Consider the following 17,068-nt stretch of genomic DNA (forward strand, 5'->3'; position numbering starts at 1 on the left):
ACAGTTGCTGAGGCGAATTCTGGGAGGCGATTTTTGTGGCTCAGCTGCTCGATCGACGTGCTCGTCTACCTGATCGAAAGCCATGCGGCGAGATCGGCCTTGGCCTCGGCGTTAGCCGGCGGCCCAGGTCGGGGGCCAGCGACTCGAACCTTTCACGCAATTCCTGGGTCCGTGCTCTTGCGTCAGCGTCACTGTCAACCACCCGCGGGTTAAGCAATATCAAGAGCTCGGTCCGTTCCTTGACCTGTTCGGTGCTGCGGAACAGTCCTCCTAAAAGCGGAATGTCCTTCAGCACAGGAACCCCAGAATTGGCTTGGTTGGTGCTATCTTGCATTAACCCGCCGATAGCGATGGTGTCGCCGTTTCGTACCGATACGGTACTCTGGAGGCGACGCATCGAAATCATCGGGGATTGAACATTGGTAAGCGTGTTCCTGTTGCCGGTGCTGACCTCCTCAAATGTATCGAGTGTTATGCTCCCACCGGCACCAATTCTGGGCGTAACAGCCAAGATCACCCCTGTGTCGCGCATCTCGACGTCGCTCACAACGGGTGAGTTTTCGCTCATGTTAGATTGGGATGATCGGACGAGGATCGGGACCTGATCGCCCACCTGGATCGTGGCGGTTTGATTGTCGACCGCCAGAATGCGAGGAGCCGATACAACCTTAACCTCCCCAAGCGCGCTTAACCCATTTAACACGATGTTGACGTCCGTGCTGGGAAACACATACGACAAACCATTTGGAACTGCTCCCAAGCTCCTGGTGGAGAGAAGATAGTCCACCCCGTAGCGCAGACTATCGTTCAGCCGCACCTCGGCGATGATGGCTTGGATGAGAACCTGTCGAGGCTTGACGTCGAGCTGACGGATCGCGGCCTCCACGATCTTGTAGTCGTGCGGTGCTGCCAGCACTACCAGCGCGTTCTGTCCTTGGTCCGCCTGGATACGCACCGGCGCCGAGAGGCCTAGGCGGTTCGGTGACATCCCCCTTTCGTCCACCGGATGTGTACTCGGGACATTCGAATCGGGCATTTCGGCCGGCAACCCTGGCACATTTACCGGCAGGCTTGCTTGATTGGATGCGCCACTTCCCACGGATAGGTTCCCGAACCTTCCCGCAGGCTGTGCACGCGAGACGGCACTGATCGCGTCAGCGCCGAACGTTTGCGCCAGCACCTGGGCCATTTCCGAAGCCCGCCGGTACTGCAGTGGGCGCACGTGAATGTTAGCCGTCGCCTCCGACGAACTATCCAGTTTGATGATCGCTCGGCGGACCTGCTTGAGAGCTGCAGAATCTTCTGCCACAACAAGGATACCATTCAGTCGCTCTAACGCCGCAAATTGGACAAGGACTCTGTCCTGGCCATTCTTCGTAAACAGCAAACTGAGTTCTCGCTCAATGTCGGCCGGGCTCGCTCGATACAGCTTATACAGCGCGAATGACTTGTGAAGCATAGCGTCGGTGTCAAAAAGGCCGACCAGTTCCCGCACAGAACTCACGGATCCGGGCGGCCCACTGACAACAATCCCCCTCCCTCCGGGCGCTGGCGTAAGATGCACACCCTCCTCCAAGTTCGGTCGGATTACCCCGATGACCTCAGCCGGATCTACATACCGCACAGGAATAACTTGAACGTTGCTCTGCACGCCGCCGGCGAGGTCGACCAAGCGCCCTACCCGAACTCCTTGATCTCCTGCAGCCAGTCCATAGCCATGTGGCGCCAGTGCTTTATCGAGCAGCCGTGGCACCTCACTCGCGGGCACCTGGCGGGCTGTATGAAGGGTCATTTTCCCTCCAACTCCAGGATCGATGGTAACGGGCATGCCCATAACGTCGCGTACGACATCCTGCGCGACTTGGCGGATGTCCGCATTGGAATAGTCGAGGCTTACGCGCCTGCTATCCGATACCACCGGCAGCTTCCGTTCCACTGTGGCTGCGACTGGCTGCGCCGGCCTCTGCCCGGGCACTTCGAAGCCTCGACTCTGAGGCCCGCTAGTTTCTCGCACATGAGCGGAATCGGACGGGACGAAGGACGGCGAATTCAGCAAAATCCCACGCTCGGCAATCGTACCACCGCCGTAGCACCCCCATAGAGGTAATAGTAAACAGGATAGACAAAGTAATGCAGTATCCCTGCCAGTAATGGCCATCCGTACACACAGCCCTCTCTCTCAGCTTAGATTCGCGAACCGGGGATTTTTATCCTGTCCGCCTCGGCAACCAATCCGCTCATTACCTGATATTGGCGATGATGTTCTCCTTGGCCTTGCCATCCTTGGCCACCAAGTTGGTCGCGAGTTCAACACACCGATTTACTTTGTCCAATAGAGACTGCAGGCGAATGAGCGCCATCTGCGATTCGCTATTTTCGGTATCGATGCGCGCCTTCAAGTTGGAGGTAGCGGCATCGAAATCCGACTGAACACCGGAGGTATCGCCTGCTTTCTGCTCGATAGCGATGCCGTTCGCGAGCATCCACTGATGGGTATTCTGGGTCTCGCCGTGCGCGTCCACAAACTCGCCATACGACCGTATTCCCTTGTCGTCAGGCCGGTTAGCGCGTAGCGCGGCCAGAGCGGAGTTCGCGGTCTTTAGCCAATCGTTCCGCTTCTGCATGTCGTCGAATTCATCTCTAACTTGATCCTCAAGAAGACTAAACCGTTCTATCTGGACTAGCAGTGCCAACGCGCTCAAGTCGCCCCCGGCCCGGGGGATATTGGACGCATCGCGAGAAAGTTGATTTGGGGGGATCACGTTTGACATTGCCACTGGCCTTTCCTGCGCAGATTACCTTGTTCCTGCTCTCACCCCATGTTGACGATCTTGCTCCTCGTGTCAGCGTCCGCGCGTCTCACTTCGGAAAGCTTTTCCAGAACATCCTGGATCATCTTTTCATACGCTAACTTGAATTCACTCTCGTCGTCGGCGCGAGAGCGCATCTTGGTACCCTCCGCTTCCAGCTTTGCCTTTTTCTCCTGCTCACCGGTTGCCCCCATTTTGAATGCGGCACCTGGGATCTTACCGACCTCGTTCATGCCCGTGGCGAGGCCGCTCCAGATCATGGTCGTCTCGTGGGCGACTTGCTGGGCTTTGTAGATCCTAGTCAGGTCAACGGGGGGTGGCTGGCTAGCCTGTAGGGATGGCTCTGGGACCAGCTTCGGTTCAGGCTGCTGCAGGTCAGCCCGGAAACTCGCTTCCTTTGAACCGCTGAGCTTCGCATCGAGGCGAGTCCGTGCTTTGCTCGCGCCCTTAGTGCTCACGCGCGCACCGGCTATCGCGAAGGCGGAGGTTAGGAGCGTGCCGACCAGCTCACGTATCCCAGAAGCGCGAAGCGCTCTGTAGATCCTATTCTGGTCAACGGCGGGCGGTTGGCTGGCCTTCGGAGATGGCTCTGCGGCCCGAAAACCCGGTCCGTTCAAACCGCTGAGCTTCGCATCGAAGCGAGTCTGTGCTTTGCTCGCGCCCATAATACTGACGCCCGCACCGGCTATCGCGAAGGCCGAGGTTAGGAGCGTGCCGACCAGTTCACATATCCCAGAGGCGCGAAGCGCCTTGGCGGCAGCTTCCTGTGCGGCAATATCGCAGTCACGCGCGGCCTGCCGGTCCAGTCTTGCAGATTCCCGCAACTTCAGACTGAGGCTGTGCAGCAACGCACCAACTGCATATATATCGACCGAGGCGAGCCGTGCTCCCAGACCGGTTTCGGCACCCTTGTTTTGGACGACGATGTCTGCCAGCGTTGGCGAACCGGCCGATGCCAACTTGAAAAGATCGGCCGGTGTTGTTATCAGTTCGCCGTACCTCACACCCATGCCATTAGACGTCGCGGACATAGGCAAAAAGGGCCAATGTTCATCCAAATCCCCGCCCGGCAGACGAGGGCCGCGACTGTCGTTTGCTTGTACGACAGTGTGTAGCATGCATACTCTCCTAGCGTTCTGGTAGGTCTGGACAGCTATTATCGCTCGTCAGCCGATATGCCGTATGACGGTTGACGCGGATCGACACTGCTCCTCGATGGCATCGACAACTCTTTGCGTCATGGTCTTGATGCCGACAACCAATTCCTGGATGCGCGCCATTTCGTCCTCTTGAAGTTGGGCCAGCTTGGCGAGGAATTTCCTGATGTCCAATGTTTCCGCTCGGGCGTCCGTCGCCTGCCGCATCTGGACACCGCTCGCTATTCCTGCCAAGGACGCGGCTAGGGAAGCAGTGGCTTCGCCTGCCAAAGCCGCTGTCGCAAGGCGCTGACTTGTCGCGCTAATCTTTACTACCCTATCGCTCTGGCTTGTAATCTTAATGGTAGTGCTCGCCGCCTTCCCAGACAGGGTAGTGGCACCACCCACGGTAGCCAGCGAACAAGCAAGAACAATGAAACATGTAATGAGAGTGGCCAGCTGATTGGCCTTCTCTTGCGCTATCCCTTGGTCTTCGATGAGGCTCTTCGCAATAGCCTTCGTCATCTTATCAATGAGGCCCGTCTCGGTCAGGGTCCCCACGGCCACTCCCACTGCTGCGACCGAAAAGGCGAGAACTCCGCCGGTGACCACTGCCGTTACCACCGACAGCGCGACCGCAATCCATCCAAACACCTTCAAGATGTTCGAACTCTTCTTCGCCTTCCTCAACTTCTCCGCCGCATCGGTAATGTTTCGGGCGATCTTCTCGTTCTGCTGCTTCTGCAGTTCCCCTCGGTGCCCTATATCATTCATACCCCCGGCAGCCTGAGCATCTGCCATCTTTATCTTGAGGGCTAGAAACTTCGCGGCCAGTTCCATCGCATCAAAGGAGCGTGGTGGTGGTGGTAGCGTTGGGGCGGCATCCAACGCTGGAGCGCCGCCAGACACTGGTGGCAGCGCAAGTTCAGCGCCCAATTTGCCGAGCTTAACTGAAATATTGTGAGCGTTGACCTGAGTTAGCAACCCGGATTCTAGTACCATTCCGCTGATCGGTTCCGTCATGCGCACGTTATGCATTGGTGCCTCCTTTACACGCTGCTTCAGACCTGAGCTGGCGCAGCATCAGCGACGCGCGCTGGGCAAAAGCTTTATGCTCAGGCTTTCCGCCACTAAGGGCCAACACGCTGTCAAGCGCGTCCACAGCTGCTGCCTGCTGACCGAGCTTGATGAGACATTTCGCAGCGCGTAGAGGGATCTGCGGATCGTTGTCGTTCAGCAGCGCAGCCAGTCCATAGGCCCGCACGGCATTGGCGGAATCACCCAACATCTGACAGGCAGCACCGAATCCGAACCAAAATCTCGGGTCGACGTACCGGTGCATGCATAAAAAACGAAAGAAACTCAGCGCGTCGTTGTATCTACCGGCGGAATAGAATCGATGGCCGAGCGCGTAGAGCGCCTCGAGTTCGTCATCCGTGATCCCAACGGCAGCCGCCAGATCCGTACGCCCTGCGATGATCTCTTCGGTAAGCCGCGCCAACCGTCCCGCCTCAGTAGTGTTCACTTCGGCCCCGCTCGTTACTAGCTCCTCTACCTTCTGCATCACGCCTCAGACCATCTGCCGCATGGGCTTGACGCGCGGCGCACGTACCGGCAGCTGATTGGACATGGGAGTCATGACGTCCCTCAGCACCGCCTGCCGCTCACATGTGTAAGCTTGCCGAAAACCCTCGTGTTGAGCCTCAACGAACGCGGAAATGACATCGTCGGTGGTGGCATAGTCGCCGAAGAGCTCAGCTTGACGCCCGAGCTGTTCCCGACCTTTTCTCAGAAAGCTCTCCACCTGCGCGATCGTTTGCCGCGCAATCTCCAGCGTCCTATCGACATCTTTGCCATCCGTACGTTGATCCGCGGGATCGCAGGCATTGCGCCAATGAACATCGAGGTCGCGGGCGAAGTTTTGATCCCTGGAGAGCAGCGACTGCTTAACGCTGCGATGCCGACGGGAGATTCCATCCCAATAAATAACCGCATTACAGAATGACGTCATTTGTTCTCTTACAACCGTCCGATCGCCATCGACATTATCAATGTCAGCCCACAGGAGCAGAGCACCGCCTCGATCAGCACAGAGCGCCACCTGGGCGGAAACACAGCAAAGCAGGTTCGCTCCGAGCAATTCACGGATCTCCCCTTCATTGTCCGGCAGTGTCTTTGCAATCCTGCTGATTAGTCGCGCCGATCGTAGGCCTGTCGCCTCAAGAACGATCCCAACATCGTCGACGGCAAGCTCAACACGCGCCACACCCACGGACGAGGCGGAAAAACGATCTGAACTCTTCAACAAGTGCCCCAAGGCCACTGACATGACATGCTCTGTCGATGTTGGCGTCACGCCCTCATTCCCTTCTTGCTCAAGGCGAGAACTTTACCGTCAGTGACTTGATGGCGTTTGCGCCCCAGTTCCCACCGATGGATCACCATAGATGCAGCAGTAGTATTCAATAGCTTAAGGCTCACAGAACGACCAATATTATAACAATATGCATACATAAGAACGCGCGATGGCAGCGGAGACAATGTGATGGATGAGGAACACGCTTTCCCGTTCAGTGCCATAGGAAGAAACTATGGTTGCATATGTAATTTGTATTTGTGCGTGGAGTTGTACGGAACAACATAGGCGGTGAGAGATATGATTCTTATGCGTGCTTACCAGTTGGCAAACCCTTTATCGAAGTGGCCGCCACCGTATTGATTGGCCGTCCCGGATGTAAGTTAAGGAGCCGTGTTCGGGAGCGATGAAGAGGTTCAGGCAGGTCAGAACGGTCCGTAGCCCGATGGAATAGTCACCGGAAATGCGCGCAAACGGCGGAGAAAGGGAGTTCGATATACGATGTCTCCTTGGTGTACATCTGTATCATCCGAGAGTAGCACTGAGATCGGGGTCGGCTTACGGCGAAAACTTGCCGAAGCGGCATTCTTGGCTTGCATCTCGAACGACGTAGTGCGGGCAAGACGGATTGCGAAAGGACTTAGCGCTCTTGCGCCGGGCAGTAGGGAGTCCGTTATCGCTCACGCCGTTGCGGATCTGACGGGAGGGGATATTGAGGCAGCGCTGGAGCAGCTCCGTCCGCTTTCGGATAGTAATGATGCATACGGGTTGGCGTTCAAGGCGCTGGCTCTCCATCTTGCCGGACGGCTCAGCGAGCGCGATGCTGTACTCAGACGGGTTCCGGGTGGAAATCCTGATGTCGATGGACTCGTCGCCGCTTTTGGCAAGCACTCGGTGGGGCATGCTGTAGAGAGGGGCATCTGGTGAACGTGAGCAGCATCAGCCCACCCGCGCTGACGTCTGTTTTGCCAACGGACGCTGCATTTGTATCGGAGTTACCGACTGAATCCCTTGGCGCCTTTCGTGCCGAATTCCATCGATCCGAGTTGTCGCCACACCACGACCAGTCAGCGACCGATGCAATCGATGAGTCGACCGAGGTGGCGCGCGGATCTGGCGTCGCCCGGACACCGGGAGACGCCATCCTCAGCAGCATGGAGAAGCTAAGCGCCAGCTTTACCCACGCCGTGGAAGCCGCTCATAGCACAGCGGGCATGGAAGAAATCCACTCAGGCGACTGGCTGAACGCACAGCTCGCGCTCTCAGCTTTGTCCCTGGAGTGCGACATGTTGGCAAAGGTGGTCGGAAAGGCCACGCAGAGCCTGGACAATTTCCTGAGAAACCAATGATCTACGCTGATGGATGGGTGACTTTGTCTTGAAGCGGCTGGCGACACTTCTCTTGTTGTTGACGCTGGGGAGCTGCGAATCGAAGCTCGAGCTGTATCGCGATCTTCCGGCGCACGAAGCGAACGAAATGCTCGCACTGCTCATGAGTCAACGCATCTATGCCGAAAAAACGACAGACAACAGCGGCACTGCCTCGTTGTCAGTAGATATTAGGGATGTTCCCCCTGCCATGGAAGTGTTGAACGGCGCCGGACTGCCTCACGACCCCTACGCCGATATGGGCAGTCTTTTCAAGAATGAAGGCATGATCTCATCCCCGACAGAAGAGCGTGTGCGTTACATTTATGGCATCACACAGGAGCTGTCGCGGACCCTGTCCATCTTCGATGGCGTGCTCAATGCCCGGGTCCATGTGGTGTCACCCGAAGAGGCGAGTGACGATCGACGACCGTCCTTCCCCTCGAGCGCTGCTGTGCTTGTCCGTTACACACCCGGCACTACGGTCGATCAGATGGTACCAAAAATCAAGGAGCTCGTCGCAAACAGCTTGGCAGGCCTATCCTATGAAAGGGTCTCCGTCGTCCTCGTAGAGGCAAGCCAGGATAATGCATTGCGTTCCGTCGATAGAACGCCCGTTGTCACGTCACAACATAGTAGCGCACCACCCCATCTGGTGATCGGGCTTGTATGCGGCATAGCGGTATTGCTAATCGGCAATGGCGTCCTCGCGTTCCTGCTATGGCGTCGCCCCCGTCAGACATCTGCATAGCGGCTCAGTGAGATTAATCGTATCGAACAGTTCAGCAGTGATCACCGGAAGATCAGACGCGATGTCGGATGAATGGCTTGAAGCACCGTGGGCGAGGGCCGTGATGTACTGCATTGCCGATCCTGCCGCTGATCTCGATTTCACAATGGCGCATGGTTGGCCCGAATGGATGCCGCTGGATAGTGCTCAGACGGACCCGTTCACTCGTGTTAAGCTCGGGCGCTGGCTCCTTCGTGGCCAAAGTGATGAACCGTCCGCAATCATTTCCGCTGGCGCCGCGCGACGAAGCCGGCTCGCGTTCCTACCGGCCCCAGACGCCGTGCGCCTGATGCGCCTGGCCGGCGCCTGGGTGGGTGCATCCAGCCTTACAAGGCTTCTTCGGACGACCGATATCGTGGCGGCTCGCGCTAACCTCGGTGAAGAAGCCGTCGCGTTCGCTTCGCAAGCCGCACTTCTACCGCGCCCGATTGCCGAACTGATGTCGGCGCTCGGTGCTTCTGACATTCCGTCCGCGCCCAGCGCTTTGCTTCAATGCGGCGCGGCGATGTTCGGTCTTGCGATTGGTGACATTCCGCAAATGCTGCGGACTCGGTTGGGCCTGCGCCGGCCCGCGCCACTCTGGGCGGCGGCGGTGGACAAATGTCGTGACGACAATGCTGGCGAGGACGCATTTTATGCGATGCGGCGCCTGATCCGTAAAAGGATGCCCACATGGTCGCATTGGTTCAGCTGACACCTGCATCGGCGGGTATCCTCGGCCCTGGGCGAATCTTGCCGGCCGGGAGCGCACAGACACTGATAGATGCCGAGCAAGTGCTTACACAGGCACGGCGCGAAGCTAATGCACTCATCGATGCGGCGCGCGGATCCGCCCGAGCGATCGAGGTAAGGGCCAAAGAGGCTGGCCTGGCTGAAGCACAAGCGGCAATCGAAGCCCGTTTGACCGCGATCGCCACGCAGTCTCTGCGGATTATGGCGCAGAATGAGGCGCAGATCATCGACATAGGCCTGCAGATCGCGCGCCGGATCATCGACACTATCGAGCCGGTGGAGGCGGCAGTGCAGATCGCTATGCGCGGTCTGAAATTCGCGGGCCACAACTCCCTCGTCCGGGTACGCGTGGCACCGTCGCTCCTAGAGGCGGTCCGCAACCGGTTAGACGAGATCCTCCCGACCGCGACATCGCGCGCCGTCGTCGACCTGATCGCCGACGCGCGCGTAAAGGATGCGGGATGCATTCTCGAGACCGATGCCGGACTGGTCGACGCCACGATCGAGAGCCAGCTTGCGGCGATCGAAAGCGGCCTGCGTAGCGCCCTACTAGACTCTGCAAAGCCAAACCATAGTGATTTCGGAACACCAAGGTGATGTCCGAGCCAGCCGAACCGACGGACGCTATTTCCCCCGAGCACGAGAACATCGATCGTTTCTTCCAGCTCGCAAAACGAGCAGTTGCGCAGGCTTCGACAATGCACGTCCGCGGCCGTGTCCTCCAGATCGTTGGAACGGTTATCCGTGCCATGGCGCCGGGCGCCCGCATCGGCGACCTTTGCACTCTTCGCAATCCGGAGAACAACTTCGAACTGTCGGCGGAAGTGGTTGGCGTGCAGTGCGACGTCGCTATACTGACACCTCTAGGAGAAATGCAGGGCCTCTCCACGCTCACTGAAGTGATCCCTACGGGAAAGCCGCTCATGGTACCAACCGGCTGGAACTTGCTCGGCCGCGTACTCGACGGTTTCGGCCGACCTCTGGACACATCCACCAATGGGCCTTTGCTTCCGGAAGACCGGGTACCCGTGTACAGGGAGGCACCGGATCCCTTAACCCGGCGTATCATCGACAACGTTCTTCCTGTCGGCATCCGGGCGATTGATGGTCTTCTAACGTGCGGCGAGGGACAGCGTATCGGCATCTTTGCCGCTGCGGGCGGGGGCAAGAGTACCCTCATGTCGATGCTGGTGCGTGGCGCAGCGGTCGACGTGATCGTGATAGCTCTAATCGGCGAGCGTGGCCGGGAGGTGCAGGAGTTGATCGAACACAGCGTCGACGCAGAAGCGCGTTCGAGAGTCGTTCTTGTCGTCGCCAGTTCCGACCGCTCCGCAACGGAGCGAGCCAAGGCGGCCTACGTCGCGACGACGATCGCCGAATGGTACCGCGACCAAGGAAAGCGTGTGCTGCTTCTCATGGATTCGGTGACCCGTTTCGCGCGTGCACTGAGGGAAATTGGTCTTGCGGCCGGCGAGCCGCCGACGCGGCGTGGTTTCCCGCCATCGGTTTTTGCTTCACTGCCGCGGCTTATGGAACGCACTGGGAACAACCACCTTGGATCCATAACGGCCTTCTACACCGTGCTTGTGGAGGGCGATGATATGGCCGAACCGGTGGCCGATGAAACCCGATCTGTCCTCGATGGTCATATCGTGCTCTCACGCGCCTTGGCGATGTCGAACCACTATCCCGCTATCGACATTCTGGCCAGTGTGAGCCGCGTCATGAGCGCTATCGTGTCGTCAGACCATGAATTGTTGGCGGGCAGCCTGCGGCAGCTGATGGCCAAATACCAGGAGGTGGAACTGTTGGTACGCGTTGGCGAGTACAGGAGAGGAGCCGATCCGCTCGTCGATGCAGCGATCGCCAAGATAGACCAGGTGCGAAGGTTCTTGCGACAGTCGACAAATGAGCAGATCGGCTTCGACGCAATGCTCGATGAGCTTGCCGCGTGTCTGGCATGACTCCCAACCCCGTGGACCGCCTTCTCGAATTGAAGAAAATGCGGCGCCGCCGCGCCGAAGATGCACTGCGCCTGAGGCACACGACTCTCGACAATGCTGTCGCGGCTGTCGGAACCGCCTTGACGGACCTTCGTAGATGGCGCGAAGACCTTCCCGCTCGCGAAGCCGCGCTATACGACCCTTTGATCGGGGAAGCCGCCGCGCTCATTGATCTTGACGAGGTGAATGCGAAGATGATCTCGCTGCGTCAACACGAACAGCTACTCCAACAGCACCTCGAACAGGCAAGGGCACAAACCGACTTAGCTCGGCAGGCACGTGAGGAGGCGTACGGCACGGCGCGTGAGGCATGGCGCGAGGTTAGCAAATTCGAGAGTCTCGTTCGAGCCCTGCGCTCCGACGCCACCCTCGAGGAAGAGCGCTCAGCGGATTTGGAATCGGAGGATTTCGCCCAGAGGCAGACTCGTTTGGGCAGGGAGCAAGACGATAATGTCTCGGTGAACCTGCATCCGATGTGGAGCGGCCATTCGTTGTCAGAATTCAAGGACCGCGATTGCGCGGATCCCGGAAAGCGATTTTGGTCGGTTCCCGGCTGCGCCATCCTAACGGATGTCGAGAGGGGCCATGTCGAGGCTGACACAAGCGAGATGGCATGCGCTTCGGCGCGACGCCTTGCTTCTTAAGCAGCCGCGTCAGCAAGCGCTTGGCCGCCTTGGTGTTGCGGCGGTTCTGGACGATCTCGTCGAGCACATAGCCATCCTGGTCGACGGCGCGCCACAACCAGTGTTTCCTGCCGGCGATGGTGATGACGACCCTCGTCCAGGTGCCAGACATCGTTTCGGCTGTGCTGCTTGCGGCGCAAGCGGCGAGCGTAATGCGGACCGAACTTGATGCCCCACCGGCGGATTGTCTCATACGAAACCACGATCCCGCGCTCCAGCAGCATTTCCTCGACCAGACGCAGGCTCAAGGGGAACCTGTAATAGAGCCAGACCGCATGGGCGATGATCTGCGGCGGGAAACGGTGGCGCTTGTAGCTGACGGTTGCGGTGTTCATGACATCGGTCTATGCTGCAAATCCCTGAACGCGAGTTAAGTTGATAACGCCCGGGCACATGATGAGGGCCGCGGCGGCATGGCCGGTCATGCCGACTATATTTCATCCACCAAGGATAACGCCACCCGGCCGGCCCTCCAGGACACAAAGGAACAATCCTGACACAGGGCCTCTTGACTCTGGTGGTGGCGCATCGCTAGCCCTTAGCTTTCCTCGCCGGCACCACCCACACGCGCGAAGTTTTGCGGTCGAAGTGGGTTTCGGCCTAGCGTCCCTTCGACCCGACGGCATCGACCAGCCGTATCGTCTCGCTCGAATGTATCTGCCTTCGGGCCGCTTCAAGCTTGGTCAGTACCGCTTGGCAGGGTCGCCTTTCGGCGGTCCCAACGTCGGATTTGCCGACGGCCGATGCAGAGCCAACGGTGGTCACATGAATAAAAAGTGCCGAGATCAGAATGGCGTCCATAATTTGCCTTTTTTGGTTGTTCCGTAACGGCCTTCTGACACCCGTAGCTGACGGCAGCCTGAAAGCCGCCGGACATTTTGCGCCACGGGGGTTCAGCGCAGCGTCAGGTTCCGTCATTAGGCATGAACCCTGCCCTATTAATGGAGCTCGGCATGTATATTTTGCTCATTGAACACAACGAGGACTTTGTCAGCGATGTACGCGAACATACGATGGGCCACGCGGTCCACTGGGCCAAGGACCTGTCCGAAGCGCGGGATAAAGCAAGTCTGTTCGCCTACGACCTTGTTCTGCTCGACATTGAGCTGCCAGACGGCAACGGCATCGACTACCTGCGGGAGATGAGGAAGCGGCTTGATTCGGCACCGGTCATCATCGTGGCAGGCCGCGATCAGGACGGCATCGAGGGGCTCAACGCTGGTGCCGCCGACTATTTGGTCAAGCCGTTCAATTTCGGCGCACTTTCCGCGCGCATTCATGCCGTGGGGCGTCGTGATGGGAAGTTCCCGGAGCCATATTGTGTCGGGACGCTGTCAATAAACTCGGCCGAGCGGCGCTGCGAGCGCGACGGGCAGCCGGTCTACCTGACTGCATGCGAATGGACAGTTGTCATCTGCCTTCGGCGCCGACCCGGAGCGGTAGTTTCGAAGGCGACGATCGAGGAAGAACTCTCTTCCTTGGGTTCGGAAATTGAGAGCAATACCGTGGAGGTTTATGTTAGCCGGCTCCGCAAAAAGATCGGCCGGAAGCGAATAGCGACAGTGCGTGGCGTCGGGTACAGTTTCGTGCCCGAATCGGGGAACGGCATCACACACCACGTCGATCTTGTCCGAAAGGTTCGGTCAGAGGTTAATGACCTCTTGAAAAAGCCGTGGTTTGCCGGACGGCTCATCCTTGACGTCGACGGCTGCCCCCCTTTGGTGCGCAAATTTGAAGACGCCCTTGCGGTTTCCCTCGCGCTTCATTACCTACTCGACAACGCACTCACACATGGACTGCCCGATACCCCGGCAACAGTTTCCGTCCGAGCTGATGGAACCATCGCCATTGTAAACGCAGGACCGGTGGTGCCCCTCCCAGACCTTGACGAAATAACTGAGCGATATAAGCGTCGTACGACTCAGGCGGACTCAGGCCGTGGTCTACCCATCGCTAATCATGTTATTAAGCACGTCGGGGGCAGCCTTGAATTTGCCTCGCCTGCCCCAGGTCGCGAGGATGGTTTTGAGGCGATTATTCGAATCCCTCAATGACACTGGTTTGCTGCAGCGACCAGGTTGGGCGTAGGAAGCATTGTACGCTGCTGGGCAACGGAGAATGTCAAACAGGGGTGGTAATTAAACCCGCGGTGGGCCGGCTCGCCAGAGGAAGTCAGCACGGGCACACCACATCCCAATCCACTGGCGTGAGACAAGCATGCCACCCAAGCCTAAGGCGCTTCCTCCTGCACTCACAACTTCGGATTCCCGCCGTGAGAGCCCGTGCTGTAGCGTTGTTCTGAACGGTCTTTTTCATTCACATGGGACGTTGATCCGTCATCTCACCCCAACGTTCGTCTCCAGATCAACAGGCTTGTCCCGGTCAGCTGTGCCGAGCCTCAAGATCGATGGCAATAATCTATCCTGGTCGCCACTCAGGATCGCCGTCGCGAAAATCGCTGGTAGCGTTCAGGCTACTGTCAGCTAGCTGTGCCAGAAGGGTTGTTGTTGGGACTACCAGTCAGGAGATCCGAAGTACCGATCATCGCCAAATGGCAGACGACACCGGATTATCAACAAACACGTTACGAAACAGGAGAAAGACATGCGATGATGTCCCCCTCACCAAAAGATGTCGCCGCCCCGGGCATTCCGAAGCCGCGGCCGAAATTTCGTCTGCCTGGCTGCGCACCATACTTGCTGGCGCGCTAGCCCTGATGGCGACCGGTCCGGCTCCCGCCGCCCCCGACGACCATGACGACGGCGGTTGTGACTATACCACAATCACAGATCAGTCTGCAGGCATTAATGTGCCGCTGGAACAGCGTCGCTTTCTTGAGCCGAACGCCTTGCACCTGACCACCCCCTCGAACCAGATGATGAGGCCAAGCGCGTTGATGGCGCGCGGCGACAGGCATGCGAGGTGAATCAGGTTCGTTCACCAGGCTTGGACTGCCGGAGGCCGGACTCTGCTCGTGATCGGACGCGCTCTGCGCGGTTATTGGCGCAAGTGGAGGGAGTACGAGTTCGGTGTCCTCATAGAAGACGAAGAGCTGCGGCCGCTCGTTGTCGCTGCGGCCTTGGAATGCGCGTCTTTCCGACGGTTGACCGGTAGCGGCCCAGCGGCAAGGCGAGCCGGCCGAGCAAAACTCTTCATGCGCGCTTGAGGGCGGGGATCAAATTCTCCTTGCGAAGTACGGAGCCCGCCGGAACCTTGACAAGGCTATCCCATGCAACTACGCCAACTCAGATATTTCGTGAGCATCGTCGATGCAGGGAGCTTCTGCCGGGCAGCGGCCACCATTCATGTGGCCCAGCCGGCCCTCAGCCAACAGATCGCTGGCCTTGAAGCCACGCTCGGCGCCACCCTGTTGCACCGGAGCGCACGCGGCGTTTGCCCGACCCAAGTGGGCAAGATCTTCTATCGGGAGGCCGTCTCCATCTTGCAGCGGGTAGAGCAACTGCGCGGCATCGTTCGCTCCACCGGCGGAGAGCCAGAAGGTTCAGTGGGGCTCGGTATTTCTTCGTCGCTCGCGGTCTCCCTCGCTGGCCCCTTAGCTGGCGCCTGCAGGACAGCACTCCCCAAAGTGACCCTGCGCTTGGTGACCTGTGACTTTCTCCGCATTAGCTCGCTCATCGAATCGCACGAGCTTGACGTTTGCCTGGTCTTCGAGGACACACCCACCCATGGTGTTTCCCGCAAGCCGCTGTTCCGCCAGCGCCTCTATCTGGTCCGGCCTGCCAATGCGGAAAATGTGGCGACCTCAGTGTCCCTCGAAGAGCTGGCGGGACTTCCTCTTGTGCTGCCAGCACAGCCGCATACGATCCGCGTCGCACTGGACCGGGCGTTTGGAGCGGCCGAAGTCATACCGAACTGCGTCGCGGAGGTCGACACGTTCTGCAGCGTGCTCTCCTTGGTCAAAGCCGGCGTAGCAAGCGCGATCGTTCCCAAGGGGGATTTCTCAGACGTTCCAGGCTACGAAGCTCTGAGGCCTGTCGTCATCGATCCACCGATTCATCTGACAGTATGCCTCATCTCATCCGCCCACATGCCGCTCACCTCCGCCGCCGAGGCGGCAAGTGCCTTGCTCGGCGCGCAGCTAGAAAAGCACCTTAGCGAAGCGTGCCCCCCCGAATGGGAGCGCGTCCCAACTCAGTAGTTGCGAGTACTGCAAGCGGTATGTCTTCGGACGACTATCTTTAAGGCGATCGAGTGATTGAGCCACAAACTCGCCGAGCTGGTTAGAGCAATGCCTTCCGAGCGCTGCCTATGGAGCCTTCCGTGGTTGCCGCCTGTAATGGAAAAGCTTCTGGCCCCTCTTCGTGTGATCGAGTGCGGTCTTCTGTCAGGCGCTCATCCGCACAGACATATAAAATGATCTAATTGGCGACTAGCTTTTGGGTCGAATGTGCCGGTGCGATCGCACGGGACCAAAACCGTCATCGTCGACGTGCCGGTCAGAACCACTTCTTCGAAGGTCCTGCGGCGATTGGTGGCGCCACCAGCGATTTAATCCTCGATGCTCGTCAAGCTTGGCGCGAGAATGCGCTCAGGTCGTCGCGTAGCCCGTCCTTGCGAACATTGGGATCGCAGGCGGGAAGCAGTTGGTCCAGAAGTTCCTTGTCCGTAGCCATCCGATGAATCTCTCCTTTCCATCTTCATGGCTCAGGAACAGAATTCCTGAGCCGCGCGCCTTGGCCGACCACCGGAAGACGCAAAATCTCCAGCAGTGCAGCGACAGCATCACGTAGCGGTGCTTGCCGCCATTGCCTGGCGCAATGCGAATGAACATCCGGCTGCCATCGATGTCCATCACCTGCAGACGCGCCGCCCCGGGCGCGCAAGCCCACCGCATAGGTGGTCATCAGAGCGAACCGGTTGCTCGTCGCATTCACGGCCTGCAGAAGCCGACCACCTGATCGGCGCTAATACGACGGCAACTTGCGGCGTCCGGGCGTAGCGATCCCACTCAGTGAGATCAGATCTACCCAGCGTCACGCCGTAGAAGAAACGCAAGGCGCAGATGGTCTGGTTCAACGCGCCCGACGAGCCTCGCGCCCACCAAATGGACCTAGTGGGGGCGCGCCTGGAAGGGACTCTGAGGCGACTCGTTCGCGAAGAAACATCGCTTCAGGCAGGCGGCTTCTGCCGTGCTTTGAATACCTGGAGACGATTTCTGGGGTGCCGCTGC

The 17,068-nt window shown here is 58.7% G+C and carries 17 protein-coding genes and 1 pseudogene; 9 read left to right on the top strand and 9 right to left on the bottom strand.

The window, feature by feature from the left end:
• Positions 1 to 40 precede the first annotated feature (40 nt).
• From NKH71_RS26865 to NKH71_RS26895, 7 genes are all read right to left on the bottom strand, one after another.
• Positions 41 to 1,936: a secretin GspD/PilQ domain-containing protein gene (locus tag NKH71_RS26865; RefSeq protein WP_352895443.1), complete on the bottom strand. Its 1,896-nt coding sequence runs from the start codon at positions 1,934 to 1,936 to the stop codon at positions 41 to 43.
• 304 nt (positions 1,937 to 2,240) lie between these two features.
• Complete coding sequence (locus NKH71_RS26870; protein WP_352895444.1) at positions 2,241 to 2,771, bottom strand: hypothetical protein; 531 nt, start codon at positions 2,769 to 2,771, stop codon at positions 2,241 to 2,243.
• 41 nt (positions 2,772 to 2,812) lie between these two features.
• Entirely contained in the window at positions 2,813 to 3,928 is a 1,116-nt protein-coding gene (locus tag NKH71_RS26875; protein WP_258598874.1) for a hypothetical protein, read from the bottom strand.
• A 48-nt stretch (positions 3,929 to 3,976) separates the two neighbouring features.
• Positions 3,977 to 4,984 (bottom strand): type III secretion system translocon subunit SseC family protein, encoded by a 1,008-nt coding sequence (gene sctE / locus NKH71_RS26880; RefSeq protein ID WP_352895445.1) that lies wholly within the window; start codon positions 4,982 to 4,984, stop codon positions 3,977 to 3,979.
• A complete protein-coding gene (locus tag NKH71_RS26885; RefSeq protein ID WP_352895446.1) occupies positions 4,977 to 5,510 on the bottom strand; it encodes a SycD/LcrH family type III secretion system chaperone in 534 nt (177 codons plus the stop codon). The genes sctE and NKH71_RS26885 overlap by 8 nt, the downstream gene beginning before the upstream one ends.
• Positions 5,511 to 5,516: 6 nt before the next feature.
• Positions 5,517 to 6,302: a hypothetical protein gene (locus NKH71_RS26890; protein WP_352895447.1), complete on the bottom strand. Its 786-nt coding sequence runs from the start codon at positions 6,300 to 6,302 to the stop codon at positions 5,517 to 5,519.
• A 558-nt stretch (positions 6,303 to 6,860) separates the two neighbouring features.
• Positions 6,861 to 7,193 carry a hypothetical protein gene (locus NKH71_RS26895; protein WP_352895448.1) on the bottom strand — a complete coding sequence of 111 codons (333 nt, stop codon included), beginning with the start codon at positions 7,191 to 7,193 and terminating at the stop codon, positions 6,861 to 6,863.
• Between the two features lie 32 nt (positions 7,194 to 7,225).
• Here NKH71_RS26895 and sctI point away from each other — a divergent pair, with 32 nt between their 5' ends.
• From sctI to sctO, 6 genes are all read left to right on the top strand, one after another.
• Positions 7,226 to 7,651 carry a type III secretion system inner rod subunit SctI gene (gene sctI, locus NKH71_RS26900; RefSeq protein ID WP_352895449.1) on the top strand — a complete coding sequence of 142 codons (426 nt, stop codon included), beginning with the start codon at positions 7,226 to 7,228 and terminating at the stop codon, positions 7,649 to 7,651.
• A 13-nt stretch (positions 7,652 to 7,664) separates the two neighbouring features.
• Positions 7,665 to 8,420 (top strand): type III secretion system inner membrane ring lipoprotein SctJ, encoded by a 756-nt coding sequence (gene sctJ / locus NKH71_RS26905; protein ID WP_352895450.1) that lies wholly within the window; start codon positions 7,665 to 7,667, stop codon positions 8,418 to 8,420.
• A gap of 61 nt (positions 8,421 to 8,481) precedes the next feature.
• On the top strand, positions 8,482 to 9,153 hold the full coding sequence (locus NKH71_RS26910) for a hypothetical protein (RefSeq protein ID WP_352895451.1): 672 nt from the start codon (positions 8,482 to 8,484) through the stop codon (positions 9,151 to 9,153).
• Positions 9,132 to 9,788, top strand: a complete 657-nt coding sequence (locus NKH71_RS26915) for a FliH/SctL family protein (RefSeq protein ID WP_352895452.1) — start codon at positions 9,132 to 9,134, stop codon at positions 9,786 to 9,788. The genes NKH71_RS26910 and NKH71_RS26915 overlap by 22 nt, the downstream gene beginning before the upstream one ends.
• Entirely contained in the window at positions 9,788 to 11,155 is a 1,368-nt protein-coding gene (gene sctN / locus NKH71_RS26920; protein WP_352895453.1) for a type III secretion system ATPase SctN, read from the top strand. Before NKH71_RS26915 ends, sctN begins: the two co-directional genes overlap by 1 nt.
• Positions 11,152 to 11,838 (top strand): type III secretion system stalk subunit SctO, encoded by a 687-nt coding sequence (sctO, locus tag NKH71_RS26925; RefSeq protein ID WP_352895475.1) that lies wholly within the window; start codon positions 11,152 to 11,154, stop codon positions 11,836 to 11,838. The genes sctN and sctO overlap by 4 nt, the downstream gene beginning before the upstream one ends.
• Here sctO and NKH71_RS26930 read toward each other — a convergent pair.
• Positions 11,807 to 12,212: pseudogene (locus NKH71_RS26930) on the bottom strand (IS6 family transposase); the annotation flags it as partial. The gene sctO and the pseudogene NKH71_RS26930 sit on opposite strands and share 32 nt — an antisense overlap.
• Before the next feature lie 618 nt (positions 12,213 to 12,830).
• On the opposite strand from NKH71_RS26930, the gene NKH71_RS26935 reads away from it, so the two are divergent.
• From NKH71_RS26935 to NKH71_RS26945, 3 genes are all read left to right on the top strand, one after another.
• Positions 12,831 to 13,931: an ATP-binding response regulator gene (locus NKH71_RS26935; RefSeq protein WP_352895454.1), complete on the top strand. Its 1,101-nt coding sequence runs from the start codon at positions 12,831 to 12,833 to the stop codon at positions 13,929 to 13,931.
• Positions 13,932 to 14,428: 497 nt separating this feature from the next.
• Positions 14,429 to 14,803 carry a hypothetical protein gene (locus tag NKH71_RS26940; protein WP_352895455.1) on the top strand — a complete coding sequence of 125 codons (375 nt, stop codon included), beginning with the start codon at positions 14,429 to 14,431 and terminating at the stop codon, positions 14,801 to 14,803.
• 303 nt (positions 14,804 to 15,106) lie between these two features.
• Entirely contained in the window at positions 15,107 to 16,036 is a 930-nt protein-coding gene (locus NKH71_RS26945) for a LysR substrate-binding domain-containing protein (protein ID WP_352895456.1), read from the top strand.
• Between the two features lie 390 nt (positions 16,037 to 16,426).
• On the opposite strand, the gene NKH71_RS26955 is transcribed toward NKH71_RS26945, so the two are convergent.
• Positions 16,427 to 16,690 (bottom strand): hypothetical protein, encoded by a 264-nt coding sequence (locus tag NKH71_RS26955; protein ID WP_352895477.1) that lies wholly within the window; start codon positions 16,688 to 16,690, stop codon positions 16,427 to 16,429.
• Positions 16,691 to 17,068 lie beyond the last annotated feature (378 nt).

It is taken from the genome of Mesorhizobium sp. M0983, from assembly GCF_040318975.1.
Classification (GTDB): domain Bacteria; phylum Pseudomonadota; class Alphaproteobacteria; order Rhizobiales; family Rhizobiaceae; genus Mesorhizobium.